Origin of the sequence: Psychrobacter sp. TB15, from assembly GCF_000511655.1 — a bacterium.
Lineage (GTDB): Bacteria > Pseudomonadota > Gammaproteobacteria > Pseudomonadales > Moraxellaceae > Psychrobacter > Psychrobacter submarinus.
Genome location: NZ_AYXN01000042.1, coordinates 69,809 through 91,241, shown reverse-complemented (window position 1 = coordinate 91,241; position 21,433 = coordinate 69,809). Strand labels below are relative to the sequence as shown.

The following is a 21,433-nucleotide window of genomic DNA, read 5'->3' as shown; positions in this document are numbered from 1 at the left end:
TACAAAATATCAGTATCGATAAACCATGCACATCAAAAAGGAATGATTATGATTTTTAAGCAATTATATGAACCGCTCTCTAGTACTTATACCTATTTGATAGGGGACACGAGTACTGGACAAGCCGTCTTGATTGATCCTGTCATTGCGACGATGGATCGCGACCTCGCTGAGCTACATAAGCTTGGCTTGACTCTAGCTTATACCATTGATACGCATATTCATGCTGATCATATTACCGCAGCGTTGGAGATGAAGCGTGAAGTGGGCAGTAAGATTGCAGCACCTGCCTATGATCGCTTGGAGTGCGCAGATATTGGCTTAGAGGACGGCGTGCCCTTTGAGCTTGATGGTATTACTTTGCATCCTTTGCATACACCAGGGCATACTGATGGGCATTTTGCCTATATCTTTGATGGGCGGGTGTTTACAGGAGACGCTTTACTGATTGAAGGCTGCGGTCGCACGGACTTTCAAAATGGTGACGCAGACGCCCTGTATCATTCTGTAAGAGACAAACTGTTTTCTTTACCAGATGAGACCTTGGTGTATCCTGCACATGACTATAAAGAGAGGTTTGTGTCTTCAATTGCGCAAGAAAAAAAGCGCAACCCAAGACTTGGCGGTGATACGACGATAGAGGAGTTTAGGGTCATTATGAATAATCTAAACCTACCGTATCCAAAATTTATCAATTATGCGGTACCGGGTAATAAGCAGTGCGGCGTTTGTCCAGAGGATTTACCTGAGAACTTGGCAGGATACTGTCGCCAAATGACACAAAGTCCGCAAGGCTAGCCTGTTCTAGGACTAACAATTTCTAGGACTGACAATTGACACGCAGCTTATAAGCGTAATAAAAAACGCAGCCTTGATAATCAAGACTGCGTTTTTTTACTGATGGAGTTTATAGTCCCATCGCAAGCCTGATTAATTGTGCAAAGGTAAAAACGACTAAAAACCCTGCCAAATATAAACCCACGAACCATGCCCATTGACTTTGTTTTTTACTTAGCTTTTTCATAATCTTATCCTTTTATTGTCTATGACATCTGTTATTGATTAGATATCAGTACATCGGATTGTGATCAGATTTGCCCTTGAACGTATAATAGGCAAACGCAGTGTAGCTTAAGATAATCGGTAACATGATAACCGCGCCTATCAGCATAAACGACAATGAGGTATCGGCGGCTGCCGCTTCATAAATGGTCATCTGATAAGGCACTATATATGGGAATATAGCAAAACAGACGCCAATATAACCCATCAAAAACAGCGCTACGGCTAACAAAAACGGACGATATTCACGTTCTGTTTTAAGGTCTTTACGCATCAAAAAGAACAGAGCCAATACGACAATCGGCATAGGGGCAAGATATAGCAGACCTGGGAAGCTAAACCAACCCTCGAGCGCCTCAATATCAGAGAAGAACATAAAGGCGGTAACTACAATCATAGAGGCTATAAGCGCTGAGAGCATCCAACCTGAGACTTTGCGCGCCCATACTTGTAGCGTGTGTTCTGTCTTAATAATCAGCCAAGTGGAACCCAGTAGCGCATAGCCGATAATCATGGCAAAACCACAAACGATAGAGAAGGGCGTGAGCCAGTCAAACGGACCGCCAGTATATAAGCGGTTGCTGGCCTCGAGTCCTTGTACCAAAGCGCCAAGCATAATGCCTTGTGAGAAGGTAGCGATCACTGAGCCTACAAAGAAAAACGTGTCCCAAACATGACGACGGGTATTGGCTTTAAAGCGAAACTCAAAGGCCACCCCGCGCATAATGAGTCCAAAGAGCATAAAGGTCACAGGTAGATACAAGCCGCTCATGATAATGCCATAAGCGACAGGAAAAGCGGCAAACAAGCCGCCGCCGCCAAGCACTAGCCAGGTCTCGTTACCATCCCAAAATGGGGCGATAGAGTTCATTATCCGGCTTCGGTTCTTATCTGAGCCTGCAAAGGGAAACAAAATACCGCAGCCCAAATCAAAGCCATCGAGTAGCACATAGATAAAGACCGATAGCGCGATAAGTCCGCCCCAGATAAGGGGTAAGTCTAATACATCACCAAAGTTAAACATTAGCGCAACCCTCCATCATCAACATCATCAGCAGGACTGTCTAGATGCTCATCACTCTTATCCTTTGTTTTTTCTTGCGGCGCATTATCACCACTCAAAGCACGGCCCTGAGCTTCGGTCACAGAATGATCATAGTAAGTATCCTCTGAAGGATCCTCGTACGGTTTAGGCCCTTGAGTAATCAGGCGGATAATGTAAAAGCTACCTGCGCCAAAGACAAAGATATACAGTACGATAAAGCCAATCAAAGTCGTCGCCACCTGCTGTGCTGCAATGGGCGACATACTCTCGCTAGTACGAATGACTTCATAGACGGTCCAGGGCTGACGTCCTGTTTCGGTGACGAACCAGCCAGCTAGTATCGCAATAAAGCCCATCGGCGTCATAAACATCCAAGCCCTATGGAACCATTTACTCTCAGGATTAAATTGTTGTTTTTTAAAGTACTTGTAAACACTAAATAAGCCAACAAGTACCATGAGCATACCAATACCCACCATAATCCTAAATGCCCAAAAGACAATAGCAACAGGCGGTTGGTCCTCGACAGCCCAATTTTTGAGTCCTTTGACCTCTCCATCTAATGAATGGGTCAAAATTAAACCCGAGACATAAGGAATACTCACTTCATACTTATTGGTTTGGTTATCTTGATCAGGTATCGCGAATAAACGTAGTGCCGCGCCGCGCTCGTCTTCCCAAATACCTTCCATCGCCGCCACTTTTGCAGGCTGATGTTCAAGGGTGTTCAAGCCATGCTCATCACCGATGAGCACTTGTAGCGGCGCTACAAAGATGGCCATAATCATCGCCATACCTAGCATCACGCGGCCATGCTTGCGATGATCTTGATGCTTTTTGGACTGCAGGTAATAGGCACCAATACCGCCGATGACAAAAGCAGTAGTCAAAAATGCTGCCGTCACCATATGTGCAAGACGGTAAGGGAAGGAGGGGTTAAAGATAATCTCAAGCCAATTGGTTGGATACAGAAGGCCATCAGCGCCTATCATAAAGCCTTGCGGCGTCTGCATAAAGCTATTAGCTGATAAAATCCAAGTGGCTGATATCAGCGTACCGACAGCGACAATTGCCGTCGAGGCAAAGTGCATGCGCTTGCTGACGCGCCCCCACCCAAAGAGCATAATACCTAAGAATGATGCTTCTAAGAAAAACGCAGTTAACACCTCATAAGCAAGCAAAGGCCCTAAGACGTTACCGGCTTTGTCTGAGAACACCGCCCAGTTGGTGCCGAACTGGTAGGACATCACCACGCCTGACACCACGCCAAGACCGAACACCACGGCGAATATCTTCACCCAGTGTTTATAAACTTCAGCGTAAATGGGATCACCCGTTTTGAGCCAGCGAAATTCTAATACGGTCAGCCAGCTGGCAAGACCGATAGAGAACGCAGGAAAGACAATATGAAAAGAGATGACAAAAGCGAACTGAATACGCGCGAGCATCAGCGCGTCCATTTGATCTATCATAAAAGAGGCAAACATAAGGGTTACCTATATTGGTTAACTGATTGGCGTAACTATCCATAATACGCGCAAGTAACTGTCCGCAATATATAAACCTTTATCACGGGCAATAGCCAAAAATAATTTGGCTGGTGTGGAATCTATGTCCTTATAAACTATATTTTTACTATCTAGACAATCGATCTAAGCAATTGAGTAGTCTTACTAGATACGACTGAAGATGATATTGAAGTCATTATGCGCTCGCTGTACAGCGGGTGCAAGTTGTGCCATGTTACCAAAGCATACCTAACAGTCATGACGAGGCTATTGAAAACCAAAACTGTGAAAATCAACAGCACGTTGCCAGTTTTTGTAAGTTAGCTATAAAAGATAGGCTTACTCTTGAAGTTGTTTGTACAAAATACGGCGCAAAGTCAAAATCGTTTGCGGGTTTTGTTGAATACTGTGGCCGCCGTTGATAATGGTCTCAGAAGCCGCACCTTCAAGGTGAGCGCTAGTATAAGGCACAATACCGTCAGACAACCGCTCAGTGATGGCTTGACTGATATCGCCATCAACTGTAACAGCGGCGACTAAAGGCTCGCGGCGTACATTTCTATCTGTGTTATCGACAGTATTGGAGTCGCTATCTTCTGCTTGCGCTTGTGATAAGTCTATCTTAGCCCCGCCTGGCTGCATTTTTGCCAAACCTTGAGTGATATCGGCATCGTTATTAGCGATAATGGAGTGATAGGTAATACGATCGTTAATAGAGATATCTTTGGTTAATTGGATAAAAGAGGACTTATTACTCAGCTGGCTTGCTCCATTTTGCAAGTATAAAGCGCCTAGAGGATTATTGGCTAAGTCGCCTTGGGTGGCAATGGTCGCCAGATTGTCTGTGACCGTCTTGACCAGCCCAACGGGCAGATACACAATGCGGCGCAGCGCACGGGTGAACCAGCGATCAGCGTAGTCGGTACCGCGAAAAGGCGTTGATAAAAATACGGCAGTATCTACCTGCGGCAAAGCCTGCAATCTAAAGCGTTTTTCTAATTGCTCTTCACCAAAAGACTGCTTAAGCGCGTCGCGTATTTTTCGTTTTTCACTAGCAGAGAGCGTCCCTTGTTCATCAAGTCTGTCCAAATCATCTATCAGGTTTTCATCAGATAACATCATGCGCGCTATGATACCGCCCATACTATGACTGATAATGACGCTGTTTTGGCTGGCAATATTTTGACCATCAGGATCTGTTTGCTGATAAGTTGCTTCAATGAGTTGCTGAATTTGATAACGGTTTTCTAATATAGGCAAGTTAGTGGGATAAAATATCTGCCAAACCTGATAATTCTCACGTAATTTATCATCATTCAAAATATCGTTAGTCAAATTGACCCAAGTGGCAGGACTCGAGGCTAACCCGTGCAGCATAATCAATACCCGCTTGTTAGGGTCATAAGGCTCAAGCATAAACAATTTGGGCAGATTGGTTTTTTGTTGACGAGTGATTAGGTTTAAGTAGCCGACGCCGTCTAGTTGATTCTCTGCAAGCCACATACCATAACCTGCCGAAAAATTCGCTGCCAGCGGATAGTCTTCGCCTAAGATAGTAGTGCTCTCACTGCGGTAAGGGTTATATAGATGAATATCGAGTTGCTCGCTACTGAGTACATCTAATACGCTATCTCCTACAGGTTTAATCAAACCGGTCATCAGCAAATGACCGCTAGGGTAGATTCGACTACTCGGGTCCTCATTGCTTATGCTTTCGTCGTTATCGGTGCTATTGTCTTGAGCCAATCTACCTGACAAAGAGGAGACGAGCAGCTGGCGAATAGTGGTCGTGTAACGGTCATTGAGAGACGCCACGAAGCTAATACCTAAACCTGGCCGCTTACTTATCGAGTTTAGTCCCGTAAGACGCAGCTCATAAGTAGAGGTCAGATCTGTCAAAGCAGAAGTTTGCTCACGAGCGTTTTGTAGATACTGGTCTTCATTGGGTAGATGGACATTGAGACCATAGTCCCCAACTTGCACCGTCATGACCTTGACTTGGTCTGTGGCACGCCCGCCCATCGCAACTTTATTAGAAATAGCGGTTTGGGCTGAATCGTCGGTAGCTGTTGTTGGTAAGTACTCAATGTGAGTGTTGCCAAACATCTTCTTAGTGCGGGCTTTAGATTGATACAGCTTGGTTATGATGTCATTGCTCGCGGCATTGTAGATATCTTGAGTTTGAATATCGACATCGTTTGGAATGCGGTTTTGTAAAGGTGCGCTTTTTTGTTTTTGAGTAGCGTTCTCAAAGTCGTGTTCTAATCTGTCATAAAATAGATACGCGTAGCTTGATTTGACGGCATCAAACAGCCGCTGTTGATAATTCATAAGACAAGCGGATGTTCTTTGTTCTTTACTTTTTGCTTGCTCCTCATCGAGTGGGGCGTTGGCAAAGTAGGGGTCAATCGGTGGCCGAGATAGCGCAGCGAGGCAGTCTGAAGATTCGGCTAATTGCCTTGCTTTGGCATAATGCAGCTCAGCGAAGATAGCAAGCGGCGAACGATAATTATCATCGAGGAGACTATCAGAGAGCTGCCCTAAACACAGATCAAAGTGCTGCAAACAGGCCGTTTCATTGAGACCAGCCGAGAGCAAGGTTGACGCGGTATTACTACTGAGTTTATTGTCTGAGACGATATTACCGCGTTGGCTACTAATGACTTTGGACTTGCTTTGCTGGCTTACAGATACCGTACTACAAGCGCTGACAAGTAGTGTAGAGGTAATAATAGTGATAGCCAAAAGCGCTTGTTTGTGAGCAGATGTTATAGCGTTTACAGCGTTACTTGCAACAGTCATAGCGAGTCTCAGTAGATAATCTCAATATAGAATAAAGACAGATTCGATAAGATAAAACCTCAAACAGTATAGCGCTAAAACAAAAAAAGCGCGCCTGCTTTATAGATAATAGTGAGTCACTACTCAATCACTATAAAGCAGGCGCGCTGTTAAAGCGGCGCTATAATCGACTGGCTTGATAACTAAAGTCAGCCTCAGCGACTAATATTATTTTAAACGACCGCTGTTTTAGATAATGCTATCTTTAACTGCCGATTAACTGGTCTGGTTGATACTATTCGGGCTGACATTGATATCAGGAGCGGGTAGATCCCAGATATAGTATTTCCCGTCTTCAATGAGTTTGATTTGTTGACGTATTACTTTATTATCTGGTACTTTTTGCTCGAGACGACGCAGGCGCGAGAGTGCTTCACTGCGGCGATCGCTTAACAGATCAGATTGAGCCAAGCTTTGTTCTGCTTCGGTATAGCCTAGGCCAACCGCTCGGTCAAGATACTTTTGACCTTCCTTAAAACCGCCGCCTTCTGAGAGCATCATGCCATATAAAAAGTTGGCCTCAGCGCTGTCAGGCTGAGCTTTGATTGCGCGATCTATATATTGACCACCGCGTACGGCATAATCTGAGCCCAAATCTAAGTTGCGGCCCATACCATTGAGCTTAGCGGCGCGAATTAAGACCTCATAAGAAGCGTCTGGCGCACTGGCAAAAGGCTCAATCCAATCTGCTAATACTTTAATCTTCTCGCGCGTGTAGTAGCGCTGTGAGCGGTTGGGGAAGTTTGGTGGATAGTGGCGCGCATTGGGCGAGACGTCTTCGATAAAATGATCAAGTAAGCTAACGTCGAGCCTATCTGCGCCTACACCGCGCTTGGTAGGGATAAGTACGGTTGAGATAAAGCTGATATCAGAGATAGTCGCTTGCGGCGCTGGGATATTGCGAAGCTGACCTTGGCTAATATCGATGCCCGTACTAGTGATAGGGCCACGCTGATACACGCGAGTAGCACGCTCCGACTCATTTGCTACGCTATTAGTAGCCGCGGCTGCTGGAGTCGCTACATTTGACTGCACCGGAATAGGCTGCGCGCCAGATTGAGTGTTGGCTGGCTGGGCACGGCGAATGATACGCTGACTTGAGTCCTTAGCGCTAGGCACGCTTGCGGTGACGCTATCAGGTGCTGCAAGGGCTGGGGTGGTCAACAGCATAGTACAAGCCGCTGCTAGAGCAGTCAGAGTTGCAAATTTGTGAGTTATATTGTGTTTCATAAAAACGGTTGCCTTTTAGTAGTCTCAAGGGAAAAGTGAGGTTTTCACTGATCTTAGTTTTGCTTATATGAATAAGTGTTTAGGTCAATGCAGTCAAAGCTATCAAAGCAGTTTATTTTTTCATACCCTAGCAATTAGTATCAGCGCTCGCAACGGTAGGATTGTTAATAATAATACTAAACATTATCTGGCAGACGTTATCCGTAAATCCTCTGCCATCGTTTGCAGCGCCAAGCTATGACTGCTTTACTTATATATGATAAGCAGCACTTTTCATACAATTCGCCATAAAACGCATACTGCGGCGTATCGGTGGTGCTAGCGCCGCACCGCCATTATCAAGGGCAAGCTGACGATGATGCAGCTCTTCGATGTCCATTTGCGCTAGTATCTCACGAGTACGCTGATCTTGCGCAGGCAGTTGGGCGATATGATCTTGTAGATGCTCACTGACTTGCGCTTCTGTCTCAGCGACAAACCCTAGACTGAACTCGTTAGAGATAGCTCCGGCCACCGCGCCCAAACCAAAGGACATGCCGTACCATAGCGGCGTAAAGACACTTGGGTGGCTACCAAGCTCATCAAGGCGAGTCTCGCACCAAACGAGATGATCGACCTCTTCAGTAGCAGATTGGTGCATGGCTTGCTTGACGGTCTCGTCTTTTGCGGTAAAGGCTTGACCATGATAGAGGCCTTGCGCGCAGACCTCACCGGTATGGTTGATACGCATAAGGCCTGCGACATGGCGAGATTCGGTGATGCTCAGCTCAGGAATCTCATCGCTACTCACAGGTAGGGGCCGAGAGCTTGGGTTTGAGTGCGGCACTACCGCTCGTAGCGCTTTATCAACGCTCAATAATAAATGGTCAATCTTTGAAAGAGGACGCGCTGTCATAAACAACTCCTAATAAAGTACGGTTTTCTACATTCATCTTACTGATTATCGACTGATACTATTAATATAGTCGATACACTCTAAAAATGTCATAGCGCTACTGGGATGAATTTTGCGCAGCCTCTGGGAACGCAGCACGCAAGTAAAATTTATACCAGTAGCGCGTTTAAATCCGTAAAAGTTTTACATTCAGCTAACTATACTAAAGCATTTAACCTTCATCATGGTTTTGTATGACAGCTTGCTGTTGATGCTTTTTGAGCTTTAAGTACAAAAAGGTGCCATAGCCAATATTTAATATGCCGGTGACCAAAAATAACTGCGGTAGTGTCAGCTGCAAGCTATTCAATACTACAATAGCAAAAATAGCAGAACCGACCATAAATATGGCATTAAAAATGTTATTAGCGCCGACTATACGCGCGCGATGACTCTTTGGCGCATAAGCTTGCATTGAGGCGTAAAGCGGCACAATATACAGACCGCCGCTAAACCCTAAGAAGAATAAGTCTACAAAAACACGCCAAGTTCCCGGTACTCCAAATAAGTCGCCAATTGTTAATAGAGTATCCCCAGCAGGCTGTATGTTCAGCCCTGATAAAGAAAAATAAAGATCAATTGCAAAAATACTTAAACCGGCAATGCCAAAGGGCAGTAGACGCAAACTAACCTCGTTTTTGGTCAGTCTCTTGCACAGCAGTGAGCCGATAGAGACCCCTACAGAAAACAAAGTCAGTAAAAATATCACGACTGACTCATCACCTTGTAAGATAACTTTGCTAAATTCTGGCGTCTGTGTCAAAAAAGTCGCGCCATAAAACCAAAACCAGCTATTGCCTAAAATAATAAAAAATAAAAAGGGCAGCGAATACAAGTAGCGAACCGTTGATAGGCTAGTGGTAAAAATATTCCAGTTGATATTTAGCTTCGGCTGCATGGCTGGCATGTGCGGAATACCGCGCGCAGCTAGATAACCTAGAGATGAGACCAAAAGCACAGTCGCGCTGATCCAGTATAGCGACTGCGGTAGCTGCGTTAATACTCCTGCGATAATCATCCCTAGCAAAATTGCCAAAGACGTACCCATCTGAAATAAGCCATTAGCGCCAACCAGCTCATCTTCTCGCATTGCTTGGGGTAGATAAGCATATTTAATAGGACCAAAAAAGGTAGAATGGGTACCCATCAAAAATAACGCCACAAACAGTAGCACATACCACTCAAACATAAAGCCAATAGCGGCCACTGTCATAATGACGATCTCAAGTATTTTTACCAAACGCGTGAGTTTGGATTTTTCAAACTTATCGGCGATTTGTCCGGCGAGCGCTGAGAATAAAAAGTATGGCAAAATAAAGAGCATCGCGGCTAAGTTGTTAAGAATGCTAACCTCAGCACCGAGCTGGCTTGCGGCCGTATAAGTCAGCACTAATATCAGTGCCTGCTTAAAAATATTGTCATTGAAAGCGCCCAAAAACTGGGTAAAAAACATGGCACTAAAACGCCGCCGCTTGAATAACTGAAACTGATTTGCCATGAGGCTTCCTATGAGCGAGTACTTTTAATCGTTTAAATAACCACAGATCAAGATAAAAACGGGTAGTCGGATAATGACGCTATCAGACGTGACCAGAGGCTACCATACGAGGGATAGCGGTTATGCTGTTGCTAATATGGTAATTATAAATAGTATCAATAACTTATTAAAATATATGATAGGTTTTATGATTTTAACCTCGTATAATAGCAAGGCTTTGGGGCAAATACATGTGTTAAATGCTATGATATGTTCGTGAGCTCAGTTATGATTTGTAAATTTTATAAGCCCTGATGCAGCAGTGATATTTTGATAATTATCAGCCTCTACATCGTTAAGTGTGCATCGTTTTCGCTATATCAATAGGTTCGCTTTACAAGGCTATAAACAGGCTTTTTAGAGCGTTTGTTGACCGTTACGCTAGGCTTAAGTGGCCATATTAGATGATAGGATAGTATTAGTCATGAGAAGTAACCCCTCATTGCATCACGCTTCAATGACCGCTTCGATACTCGTGTCGGAACCTTGTGTATCCAGCACGGCCCTGTCATCTACCTCTAATCGGTTAGCGCTAATCGGCGCGCATGCTCAGCACACAAGCATTGGCGTACGTCACCATTTTGCCCGAACCGCTTTATTTAGCGCTGTCGCTAGTGTTTTGGTTGGTGTTGGGATGGCCTCTGCCAGTGCCGCTGAGACCGACCCTCGCGCAGAGGCGGCACAAAGCCCTACAGCGTCTAACCCGCAAGTAGAAGTCCAAAACAACTCTCAGAGCACTTCACAAACCAATGTAGCGCAGGATGGTTCAGACGATAGCCTTATTGATTTTGACTCAGAAGCGGAGCTTGATGCGGCTTTAGAGGCTTTGCGCCTAAGAAGAGATTTTGAGCAGGGAGAAGTCGATAAATCCGTACTCGATGAGTTCAGTGAAGAAGTCAGCCAAGATGGCGATATTAATACTAGTGAGATAAATACTGGCACGGACGCTGAAAACAATAATAGTAATGAAGCGGATGTATCGCCAGTCAGTAACAATGATTTTGATAGCGATGCCGAGCTGCAACGACAGGCAACGGCGATACAGCAGCAAGGGTATCAGATGATGACTCCCGAACAGATTGATCGGGAACTTGCGGCTTTGGACGCTGAGAATGACTCTTTTATGGAGAGTACGAGTAATGGCAACACCGACGGTTTAGATGATGTTTTTGATGCAGGGTTTAGTAGCGACCCAAACAGCTTTGATAGTAATAAGGTAGACAGTCAATTCGATAGTTTTAATGACCGTACTGTTTTAAATGACGAAGGCTTTAATGCGCCTATTGCCCGACTTGATAGTCAGCAATTACCTTTAGGATTAGATCCAAAAATCGACTCTGCGACTTTGCCTACGCCCAACAATCTTGAGACTTTAAACCGCGCACAAACTCCAGAAGAGCAGGCACAAACAGCAGAGATAATGGCGCGTCCTATTGAGGTGAGCGACTCTGTTAGTAGTGGCCGAGTCGATGACGGTGCTGACATCACTGAGAAAAACAATCCTGAGCAGATATTAGCGCAGCAAGACAATCGTTCAGTGACAGGTGCTGATGATACTATCGCTGAAGCACAAATCGAGGCCAGCGATGGCGAGGTGGCTGATGATCAAAATAGTGATCAAAGCGGCGATCTTAATCCTGATGACTATCTGCCAGATTATCAAGCACAGGACAATGCTGACGCCGTCGCAGAAGGCGTGACTCAAGCGAATAATTCTAAACCATTAGCTCGCAATGAAGGCGGTATTGTCAAACGTTTGTATAATCGCCTATTTAACGGCGGCGTAGCAGCGTTGCCGCGTGTTGAGACCACGGTTTATCTGCAGCAAGACGCAGATAGAAGCCCTAACAATGCTACCAATGATGCGGCTCAGGGTACGCCAAGACTGATCAAGGCTGATGAAGATATTCAGCCGATTAATAATATCAAAGCTGCTATCGATGATACTACCGTTCAGTCGGTCACTGACTTCACCGCAGCCCTGCCACGCCTGCGAGAGACCGCTCTGAATGCGGCAAAAGCTGTAGGCTATTATGATATTTCTCTCAAACTACGTCAGCCGGATGCCAACAGTATCGATGTGATCATCGAAAAGCTGGGTGAACCGGTAATTGTCGATAGCCGTATCGTCGATGTCCGTGGTGAGGGCGCCGAGCAAGCCGAGTTTAAAACGCTAGAAGAGACAGCGCTGCCAGCAGAGGGCGATGTCTTTAACCATAGAGTTTATAAAAATAGTAAGGCTGCTCTTGAGGCTCTAAGCCGCACTTATGGCTATTTTGATGAGAATTGGCTGAATAAATCGGTCGACATCATCTTGCCAGATAATAAAGCCGATATATCACTCGTTTATGATACTGGGGTTCGTTATGACTTCGATGACGTGGTGTTTTTTACGTACGATGAGGCGACAGGCACCCTCACGCGCGACCCTGATAAGCTACCCGTAGAGCTGCCTTTACTGCGTCAGTTGCTACACTTTGAAGCTGGTGATCCTTTTTATCGTCCCGATGTGACCAAGTTAAGTAATGATCTAGCGGCAACGCGCTACTTCAATACGGTCAACGTTGAGAGCTTATTGCCACCCGATGAGCTGAGTGCTGGCAGTACGCTAGCTTTTGATAATACTGCTAATCAGTCAGATAATGTAGAAGATGGCGATTTAGACATTGATGTTAAAGAAGGGGCAAACGTAGGCGCTGGCGATACTGATCTCATTGGCGAGAGCCGTGACAATCTTAGCAGTGATGAGGATGATTCAGAGGTTGTTGCTGAAAGCCTTGAGGCGAACAGTGGCACTACCGTTGATGCCGCTGATATCGCTCCTATTGAGTTCCAAGTCGATGAACAAACGCAAAATAAATTACAAGAAGTCAAAGCCAAAGCCAATCGTTTAAGTAGCCTACCTAATGATCGGGTATTGGATGAAAAGGACGAAAAGGCTGAGAACTTCTTAGGAAAAATCAGCGACTCAATCAGTAATATTGCCGAGAAGATATTCCCTGAAGAAGAAACCATTTTTGATGAGGATTTTGTACCGCCAACTTTAGCCAATCGTATTACCCCTGAAGAGGTTTTTGAAAGTAAAAAAGTGCCTTTGTACGTCTTTGTCTCCGCAGATAAGCCGCGTGATGCTCAGATTGGTCTGGGTTATGGTACTGATACCGATATCCGTGCTACTGCAAAGATTGACTATAATTTGGTTAATCGTCAGGGCTACCAAGCCGGCGCGGAAGTAGAAGCCTCACGCATCAGTAAAAACGTGACTGTCTATGGTAGTCGCCCTTGGAAGCATCCGCTCAATGATAAATTAGAGGCGCGTCTGACTTATGAAGAGGAAGTCATCGATCAAGGTGAAGGGAACTTTGATCTATCGACTAATACTGTAAAGGCAGCTTTGGCTAGAAATATTCGTAAAGAGAGCGGCTGGAATAGGAGCTATTCGGTACGTTATCGGTTAGATGAGCTCGAAACTGGGGTTGACGATACAAAGTTAGAAGATCTACCGGTACGTTTCACCTCTTCAAGACCTACGCAGCAAGCTTTGTTGTTTGGTTACGGTATTAATAAAACCGACGTCAACAATGCTATCAATCCTACCAGCGGCTATCGTCAGTATTATGGTATCGAAGCCGGCGCTGAGAGCGTACTTAGCGATACTGATCTGGCGATTGTGCGCGCCGGTGTCAGCGGTATTTATAGCTTTGGTGAGGATGATAAGCACCAAGTGCTAGGCGGCTTCAATACCGGGTATATTTGGGCGGATGACTTTTATGAAGTGCCTTATAAGCTACGCTTCTTCGCCGGCGGTGATCAGAGTATTCGCGGGTATGATTATGAGAGCTTATCACCGTTAGAAAACGGTTATCTGACTGGTGGACAGATTCTCGCCGTCGGTAGTGCTGAATATAACTATGAATTTAGACCGGGTTTCCGCGGGGCATTATTCACCGATGTGGGTAATGCTTATGATAAAGACTTCAAAACTGATACTAAAGTAGGGGTCGGCGTTGGTATTCGCTGGGCGTCGCCTGTTGGTGTGGTGCGAGTCGATGTGGCAGCTGGGGTGACAGAGGATAGTATTCCGGTGCGTTTGCATTTCTTTATCGGCTCGCCGTTATAAGCGGATGCATAATTAAGTCTTTTAACTAAGAACTTATAACTAAGCTAAACGAGAACCCAAGCAAGGCTCGCAGGCGAAGAGCTAATAATTTTTTACTTGATTGAGTGTCATGTTGAATAATAAAACCCCACCTAACGACCCGTCGTCTAAAGATCCTGCGCAACGAGATGCCCACGCGGTGCGTCGGTGGTATCCGCTATCTTTTTTGCTAAAGCTGCTAGCATTGATTGCTATTGTCTTAGTTGTGATGTTCGCGGTGTTTTTTTATGCAGCAGGTACGGATGCAGGCACTAAGTTTTTATTAGAAAAAGTCGGTAGCGAAACGGGCGTCAAGCTCAAATATGGCAGTGGTAACCTGCGTGACGGTATTATGGTCACTGATATCGATCTTAAGGCTACCGAAGATCTTGAGATTAAAGTAGACCAGGCTTACGTCAAAATAGGCTGGCGCGCTGTATTTGCTAAAGAAGTACACTTACGTGATGCCGATATCCAGCGTATTGAGATTATCAATACTAAGCCGCCAACCGGTGAGCCGTTCGATTATAAGACGCTTGAGCTACCAGTCAATCTGCGTTTCGACCAAGCCAAAATCAAAACTATCGTCTATAAGCAAGTGACTAAAGAGCCGGTCATCGTTAACGATATAGCGGCAAGGGATTTGACTTGGGTCGGCAGTCAGGTCACAGTTGACAGTGGTAAGCTCTTTTATAGTGATATTGTAAAAGTCAGTGCGCTACAAGGTGAGATCGACCTACAAGGCGACTACCCCTTAGATCTAAGCGCTATTGTTGAAGTCAGCGCCCTTGAAAAAGCTTATATAGATCCGCTCAATGTCAAAGCAACTGGTACTCTAAAACGTACGATAGGTAAAGTGCGCAGCCGCTACAATGATAGTGATGTCAGCGGCGAGTTTGTCGCACAAGGGCTAGATGAAGGCTCACCGTTTGAAGCGAAACTGCGCTGGGATGATGTACTGATACCGTATGCTGATGCGCAAAATATCCATCTAAAAAGCGGTATGGCGACTGCTTCTGGCGTGGTTTCGGATATTAAACTGCGCATCAATACGGAGCTGACCGCCAAAGACATACCTTCAGGCCGTTATAAAGGCCGCGCGGTGATTGCCAATAGTCAGCTGCGTATCGATCGCTTAGATGCTGATGTGCCCGCAGGACGGCTAACCTTGCAGGGGATATTGGACTGGAGCGAGAGCTTCGATGCCAAAATTCGCGCTGTAGGCAATGGCTTTGATATCCGCCAAGCGATTCCAGATGAGTATAGCGACTTTAAGGCTTATGCGCCGCAGACGCTTAATGGTCGACTATCGCTACATTATCAACAAAAAAACCTCAGCAATAATCTGCAAGTTGATGCCGATTTGCGTCAGCGTGATGGCGAGCATATCAACGCTAATATTGTCCGCGGTAAGCTATCTGCCAAATCTAAACAGCCAGCGCCTATGTATATCGATGCTAGATGGCAGAACTTGACCCGCCGTGATGTGCCAAGTATTGGCAATATCGATAGCCCAAGCGGCCGCGCTGATGTCATCGTGCGCGGCTCAAACTTATCTGTCGATGCCAATGCTGTCATCAATGAATTAAATGCCGCGCCAAAAGGCAATTATGATGTCCGCATTCGCAAAAATGCTAATGTCATCGATATCAATCGTCTCAACTATCAGGGCATCGTTGGCGACTTATCTGGCACCGGGCAAATACAACTCGCCACCAATCAGCGCCCGCTGACTTGGCAGGTGGATGCGCGTACCAACGGCTTGTTGCCGAAACAATATCGTAGTGATCTGCCGCTTGAGCGTTTAACAGGTAACCTGAGCGCGCGCGGCCGCCTGCTAAATATCCGCAAAAACGGCGTCAAAGGTCAGCGGCATATTGTCAATATTACGAGTACCGACCTACAAGCAAAGCTAGACGCTAGTCAAGACCAGCGCGCTATCGGCGTTACTGGTAATGGCGACGCTGAGATAGACCTTATCGGCGGTGAGCTGTCAGTGTTTGACGTACGCTTCGATGGCCGCATTGATACTCAAGATGTACCCGATGGTTTGTTATCGATAAGCGCAGCAGGCACACCAAAGCTTATCAGCGTTCGCAAACTGGATTACAGTGGTGAAGCTGGCGCAGTGAACGCAAAAGGCGTCATCGATCTGCGTGATAATATTGGCTGGAGCGTCACAGGACGTTTTGATAACTTCGATGTTGGTTACTTTCTTCCTAATAATCCGGCTATTTTGACCGGAGATTTGGTTACTAGTGGTGAGTGGCAACAGCCCGCGAGTACAGCGGCTAATAGCCAAGGTAAGCTGCAGCGCTTTGCTGTCAATTTTGATGGCGTTTTAGATGCTGAGCAGCTGCCAGCAGGCAAGCTGACGATTGATGCAAGTGGCGATGCGCAGCTGATTCGTATTAAGCGCTTTCGTCATGTAGGCGCGGCCGGCAGTATCGATGCTAAAGGTAGCGTGGACGTACGCCAAGGCATTGCTTGGGACATCAACGCCACTATGGATCGCTTCAACTTAGGGTACTTTTTAAAAGACACGCCAAGTACCATCACCGGCAGTATAAAAACTGATGGACGCTGGGGCGAAACCCAGCAGGTTATCAACTTACAGCAGATTAATCTGCGCGGCATGCTCAAGGGTCAACCACTAAGTGCCAAAGGTAGTTTGTCTGCTAAGCTTAGCTTACCCAAGGACTTAGGCAGCTATTTTGAACGCCTGCAAGCTCAGGATAGCGAAACGCAGTACAAGCAAGTGAACGCTTTAATTGATAGCCTTGATGCCAATGATTTAGTGCTACGGTGGGGCGATAACTACTTAACTGCTAACGGTAATGCTAAGCAGCTACAAGCCAAAATCAATATCACAAGCCTAGATCAGTTATCTGACCAGCTCGCCGGTAAGGTTAGCGGCGGGGCCACTCTATCGCAGCCCGCAGGCCAAGCCTTGCCAACGATTTACGTGGACTTAGTGGGTGAGCGCATTGCCTTGCCAGGGTTTGTTTTACGTCAAGGGCGCGTGCGCGGCAAGTTAGTGAATCTCGCAAATAGTCCAAGTCAGCTGATAGTCAGTGCTGAAGGCTTAGATGCCGCTGGTCAAAGCTTCCAAAAGGTCAAAGCGACCTTCAATGGTACTGAGCAGGCACACGTGGTCAATCTCGATGTGGCCAATGATGAGCTTAACGTCTTAGCGCGCTTAAAAGGCGGCTTCAATCGCGACGAGCTGATATGGCGCGGCGCAATAGGAAATGGTAGCGTCAAATCTAAATATGCCACGCTCAACCAGCTACAACCGGCGCAGCTTATCTTAAACTTGCCTCAAGGCGAAAGCAATCCGCTAAAAGTACAGCTGGCAGCACATTGCTGGCAGGCCGCTGATCAAAGTGGCAAGCTGTGCTTACGGGAGAACCTAATCGCCTCAGCCGATGCCGGTCAAGTCAATTTAGCGATACAAAATCTTGATACCTCCCTATTTTCAGTATTTTTGCCTAAAGATATCGATTGGCAGGCGAAGATCAATGGCAAAGCTGTCGTTGGTTGGCAACAGGGCCGTGCTCCTACTATTAACACCACTTTATATTCGGACAACGGCAAAATCGGTCTGATTCAAGATGGTGATTTGGCTCCAGTGAGCTTACCTTATAAGCGCGTCTCGCTGATTGCGTTATCGGTCCCTGAAGGTGTCAAGCTGCGTACAGATATCAACACTGGTCGCGGTGCCCGTGGCTATGCCGAAGTCATTGTGGATCCGTATAAAGATCCTAAACCTATCTCCGGCGCTTTGGTATTAAATGAGCTAAATTTAGCGATATTTAAACCTTTCTTCCCAGGTATGCGTGTGCTTGAAGGGAATATCACCATGGCAGGTGGCCTTGGCGGTACTCTAACCAAGCCGCAGTTCTACGGCGATGTCAAACTCGCTGATGGTCGTATCGCTATGCTTGGGTTACCGGTGAATCTTACTAATGTCAACACCACCGCCAAAATCCGCGGTACAGAGGCGGTGATAGACGGTAGCTTCAATAGTGGTACGGGTACCGGTGAGCTTACCGGTACGGTAAACTGGCAGCAAGAGCTACAGGCCAAACTCAGTATCATCGGTGAGCGTCTAGTGCTGACTCAGCCGCCGCTACTCTCAGCAGAGGTCAATCCAGACATCGATATCATCGTGCGTCCAAATGACAAATACGTCAATATTGAAGGCGCTGTCAGTATACCTACTGCGACGATCCGTCCTCCTGAGGCCAGCGAAGATATCATCACCCAGACCGAAGATGCAGTGGTGCTCGATAGGCGTCTAATCGGTAATATTGATGAAGTACTGGCGGTGTCTAAGCCTTGGTCGATCAACGCCGATATCGGTGTCGATTTAGGCGATGATATCAATTTCCGCGGTTTTGGTGCGGTTATTCCACTGGCAGGCGCCATTAATATCACTCAAAATGGTAGTGGCGTCATGCGCGCTAAAGGTGTCGTACAAGTCTCGAAGCGTACTAGTATCGATGCTTTTGGCCAAAGCTTAGAGCTGAATTACGGACAAATACGCTTTAACGGCGATGTCATGAAGCCTGATCTTAGCATCGAAGCGGTCAAAATCATCGATGATAATATCGTTGGTGTCCGCATCAAGGGCGATACTGAAAATCCAAATATTATCGTCTTTAATAATGCCGGACTGACGCAGCAACAAGCAATGAATGCTTTGGTGACAGGACGTATTAATGACGGTAGCCCCAGCCAAATCAGTGAGCAGGGCTTTAAGTCGCAAGTGACCAATAACTTAGCCGCTGCCGGTCTTAACTTTGGCTTGAGTGGTACGCGTAGTCTCACCAATCAGATCGGCCAAGCTTTTGGTTTCCAAAGCTTAACCGTTGATGCTTCAGGCAACAGTGATGACACTAATGTCAACGTTACCGGTTATATCTCGCCTGATTTGTATATTCGTTACGGGGTAGGGGTGTTCAATGCTGAAAATAGTCTGTCAGTGCGGTATCAGTTGACTCGCCGTGTCTATTTAGAAGCGACCTCCGCTGCTGAAAACGCGGTGGATGTGGTCTATAGTTGGCAGTTCTAATACCAATAAAAAACGCCTTTATTTAAAGGCGTTTTTTATTGATTCAAGCTAGGGCGTGTCCCTATTTTAAAAATGGTGATAAAAATGAGATAAATCGCAGGCAAACAAGGAAAATAGCGCAGGTAATATCAAGATATTGACCAGCTATTTGACACCGTTTGCCAAAGATTTAGCCATTTTTAGCCCGTTTAGTCATAAACGCTTGAATTAGGGACACGCCCTAATACTGACTTGGGCGAATATGAGCTAAAACAGCGCAATAAGCTCAGTAACTAGTGAGTTAAAAGCTACTCGATTAAAAATTACTTGGCCAAAAGCTGCTTGATTAAAAACCACTTGGCCAAAAGCTACTTGGTCAAAATCAAACGATTATTTCGAGTCAAGCGCAGACGATATTCTTCCCCCTCATGCTCTATACGCACCTCTTTGGTCAAAGCAAATAAGTGCTGCGACTGCAGGGTAGGTAGACGATTGTCACGGTTGTTTAGATAGCGAGAGATGACCAGACTCATAATGAATTCCTTTTGATAGTAAAATAGAGCGTTAATAAATGAATTAACTTAACGATAATAATTATCATTTACATCCATGGTTTTTGCAAGTGCTTTTATGAATTAAATCATCTTTAGCTTGATAATTGATTCAGTTATAGATGATGCTTCTCCTCAATAATAACTGTTTTAAGATAACGGCCGTTTAATAGCGGTAAATACTTTGAATATCTTTGAATATCAGGGACTATCATGCCAAATAACTCTAATCCTATTTCTAATCAACCTCTAGCTAAATCCTCAAAAGTCGTCAATGTCGCGGTAGCTGTTATTCATTATCAGCAGCAGTATCTACTTGGCTACCGCAAGCGGGAGCAGCATCAAGGCGACCGTTATGAGTTCGTGGGCGGCAAAATAGACATTAATGAAACTCCAGTTGCCGCTTTGATACGCGAGGTCAAAGAAGAGACCGGCTTTGATATTGCTGGCAATGTCATTCTCAAGCTTGGGCGGCTGCATCATGACTATGGTGACAAACAAGTCTGCCTTCATGTCTATAAAGTTAAGCTTAGCGCTGAGCAGTATCAGTATTACAAGCAGCAAGAGTATGGACTAGAAGCGCAAATGCTGACGTGGGCCGATAAAGATCTATTACTCAATAATCATTATCCGCTGCCCGCTGCCAACCGAACTATTTTGGCTTGGCTCAAGCTGCCCAAGTGTATGGCCATCACTTACCCATTAGCGCACTTTGAGACGCCAGACTCAGGTGACAGTTTAGCCACTGAGCCAGCTCAAAGGTGGCTGAAGTATCATCAGCAGCAGCTCTCGTATCAAGGCTGGAGTTATTTACGTCTTAAGCTCGCTCAATCGAATAATAATACTGATAAAGAGGCCGAAATCATTACGCAATTACTGGCGATTAGAAGCGATATTAGCGCTATCGTCCCTTACCGCTTACGCAAAGCTATAGATTTTAATCATCTAGATGATTTGAAAAATGACAATATAAGCGCGAGTACTAATCAACCGACTTTAAACCAAGACAACTTACCAATATCTGCCTATCACTTGACGCAAACGGAGCTGATGGCTTGGTTTAGTCAGTATCAAAAGCAGTCTAGTCATTTAGATAGCGGCGCAGATAGCAATGACGATCTTAGCTATGATTCTAGCTCTAATCGCGCTACTGCCGAGGTAAGTTGCCGTTTTGACTTAGACCTACTCAATACTAGTGATCAAAACACTACCGGGCTGATTATTAGTTGTCATGACGCTGAAAGTATCGCTGCCGCCAATCAATTGGCTAATTTGCGCCTAACGCTTTCATTAGCGCCAGTTATTGCTATCTTTTTATCCCCTGTACTAGACACCCAAACTCATCCGGAGCAGACACCGCTTGGCTGGCAGCAGTGGTCTGCACTGGCTGCGCTCGCTGATGTACCGGTCATTGCTTTGGGCGGTTTATCACCAGCGATGAGCGATTTGGCGACTATAAATGGCGCAAACACCGTTGCAGGTATCCGCAGTTTTCAAGAAGGAGTCTAATCATACCGGTAAAACATTACTT

The 21,433-nt window shown here is 45.8% G+C and carries 12 protein-coding genes; 4 read left to right on the top strand and 8 right to left on the bottom strand.

Annotation, left to right across the window (positions count from 1 at the left end):
- The first annotated feature begins 48 nt into the window (after positions 1 to 48).
- Positions 49 to 798 (top strand): MBL fold metallo-hydrolase, encoded by a 750-nt coding sequence (locus W234_RS0111950; RefSeq protein ID WP_025647068.1) that lies wholly within the window; start codon positions 49 to 51, stop codon positions 796 to 798.
- Between the two features lie 109 nt (positions 799 to 907).
- Here the strand turns inward: W234_RS0111950 and W234_RS14595 are convergent, their stop codons facing one another.
- The 7 genes from W234_RS14595 to W234_RS0111915 form a co-directional block, all read right to left on the bottom strand.
- Positions 908 to 1,024 (bottom strand): DUF2474 domain-containing protein, encoded by a 117-nt coding sequence (locus W234_RS14595; RefSeq protein ID WP_156923998.1) that lies wholly within the window; start codon positions 1,022 to 1,024, stop codon positions 908 to 910.
- Between the two features lie 45 nt (positions 1,025 to 1,069).
- Entirely contained in the window at positions 1,070 to 2,086 is a 1,017-nt protein-coding gene (cydB, locus tag W234_RS0111940; protein WP_025647067.1) for a cytochrome d ubiquinol oxidase subunit II, read from the bottom strand.
- Positions 2,086 to 3,594, bottom strand: a complete 1,509-nt coding sequence (locus tag W234_RS0111935; protein ID WP_037059821.1) for a cytochrome ubiquinol oxidase subunit I — start codon at positions 3,592 to 3,594, stop codon at positions 2,086 to 2,088. Before W234_RS0111935 ends, cydB begins: the two co-directional genes overlap by 1 nt.
- Before the next feature lie 360 nt (positions 3,595 to 3,954).
- Positions 3,955 to 6,417, bottom strand: a complete 2,463-nt coding sequence (locus W234_RS0111930) for an esterase/lipase family protein (RefSeq protein ID WP_025647065.1) — start codon at positions 6,415 to 6,417, stop codon at positions 3,955 to 3,957.
- A gap of 255 nt (positions 6,418 to 6,672) precedes the next feature.
- A complete protein-coding gene (locus tag W234_RS0111925; protein ID WP_025647064.1) occupies positions 6,673 to 7,686 on the bottom strand; it encodes a tetratricopeptide repeat protein in 1,014 nt (337 codons plus the stop codon).
- Positions 7,687 to 7,936: 250 nt separating this feature from the next.
- Positions 7,937 to 8,581 (bottom strand): 2-polyprenyl-3-methyl-6-methoxy-1,4-benzoquinone monooxygenase, encoded by a 645-nt coding sequence (coq7, locus tag W234_RS0111920; RefSeq protein WP_025647063.1) that lies wholly within the window; start codon positions 8,579 to 8,581, stop codon positions 7,937 to 7,939.
- 211 nt (positions 8,582 to 8,792) lie between these two features.
- Complete coding sequence (locus W234_RS0111915; RefSeq protein ID WP_025647062.1) at positions 8,793 to 10,118, bottom strand: MFS transporter; 1,326 nt, start codon at positions 10,116 to 10,118, stop codon at positions 8,793 to 8,795.
- 463 nt (positions 10,119 to 10,581) lie between these two features.
- Here W234_RS0111915 and W234_RS14060 point away from each other — a divergent pair, with 463 nt between their 5' ends.
- Both W234_RS14060 and W234_RS0111905 read left to right on the top strand, forming a co-directional pair.
- Entirely contained in the window at positions 10,582 to 14,277 is a 3,696-nt protein-coding gene (locus W234_RS14060; protein ID WP_227501950.1) for an autotransporter assembly complex protein TamA, read from the top strand.
- Positions 14,278 to 14,386: 109 nt separating this feature from the next.
- Positions 14,387 to 19,372: a translocation/assembly module TamB domain-containing protein gene (locus W234_RS0111905; RefSeq protein ID WP_025647060.1), complete on the top strand. Its 4,986-nt coding sequence runs from the start codon at positions 14,387 to 14,389 to the stop codon at positions 19,370 to 19,372.
- Between the two features lie 347 nt (positions 19,373 to 19,719).
- Here the strand turns inward: W234_RS0111905 and hemP are convergent, their stop codons facing one another.
- Positions 19,720 to 19,884: a hemin uptake protein HemP gene (gene hemP / locus W234_RS14365; protein WP_084212668.1), complete on the bottom strand. Its 165-nt coding sequence runs from the start codon at positions 19,882 to 19,884 to the stop codon at positions 19,720 to 19,722.
- 231 nt (positions 19,885 to 20,115) lie between these two features.
- On the opposite strand from hemP, the gene W234_RS0111895 reads away from it, so the two are divergent.
- Entirely contained in the window at positions 20,116 to 21,411 is a 1,296-nt protein-coding gene (locus W234_RS0111895; protein ID WP_025647059.1) for an NUDIX domain-containing protein, read from the top strand.
- The last annotated feature ends 22 nt before the right edge of the window (positions 21,412 to 21,433 follow it).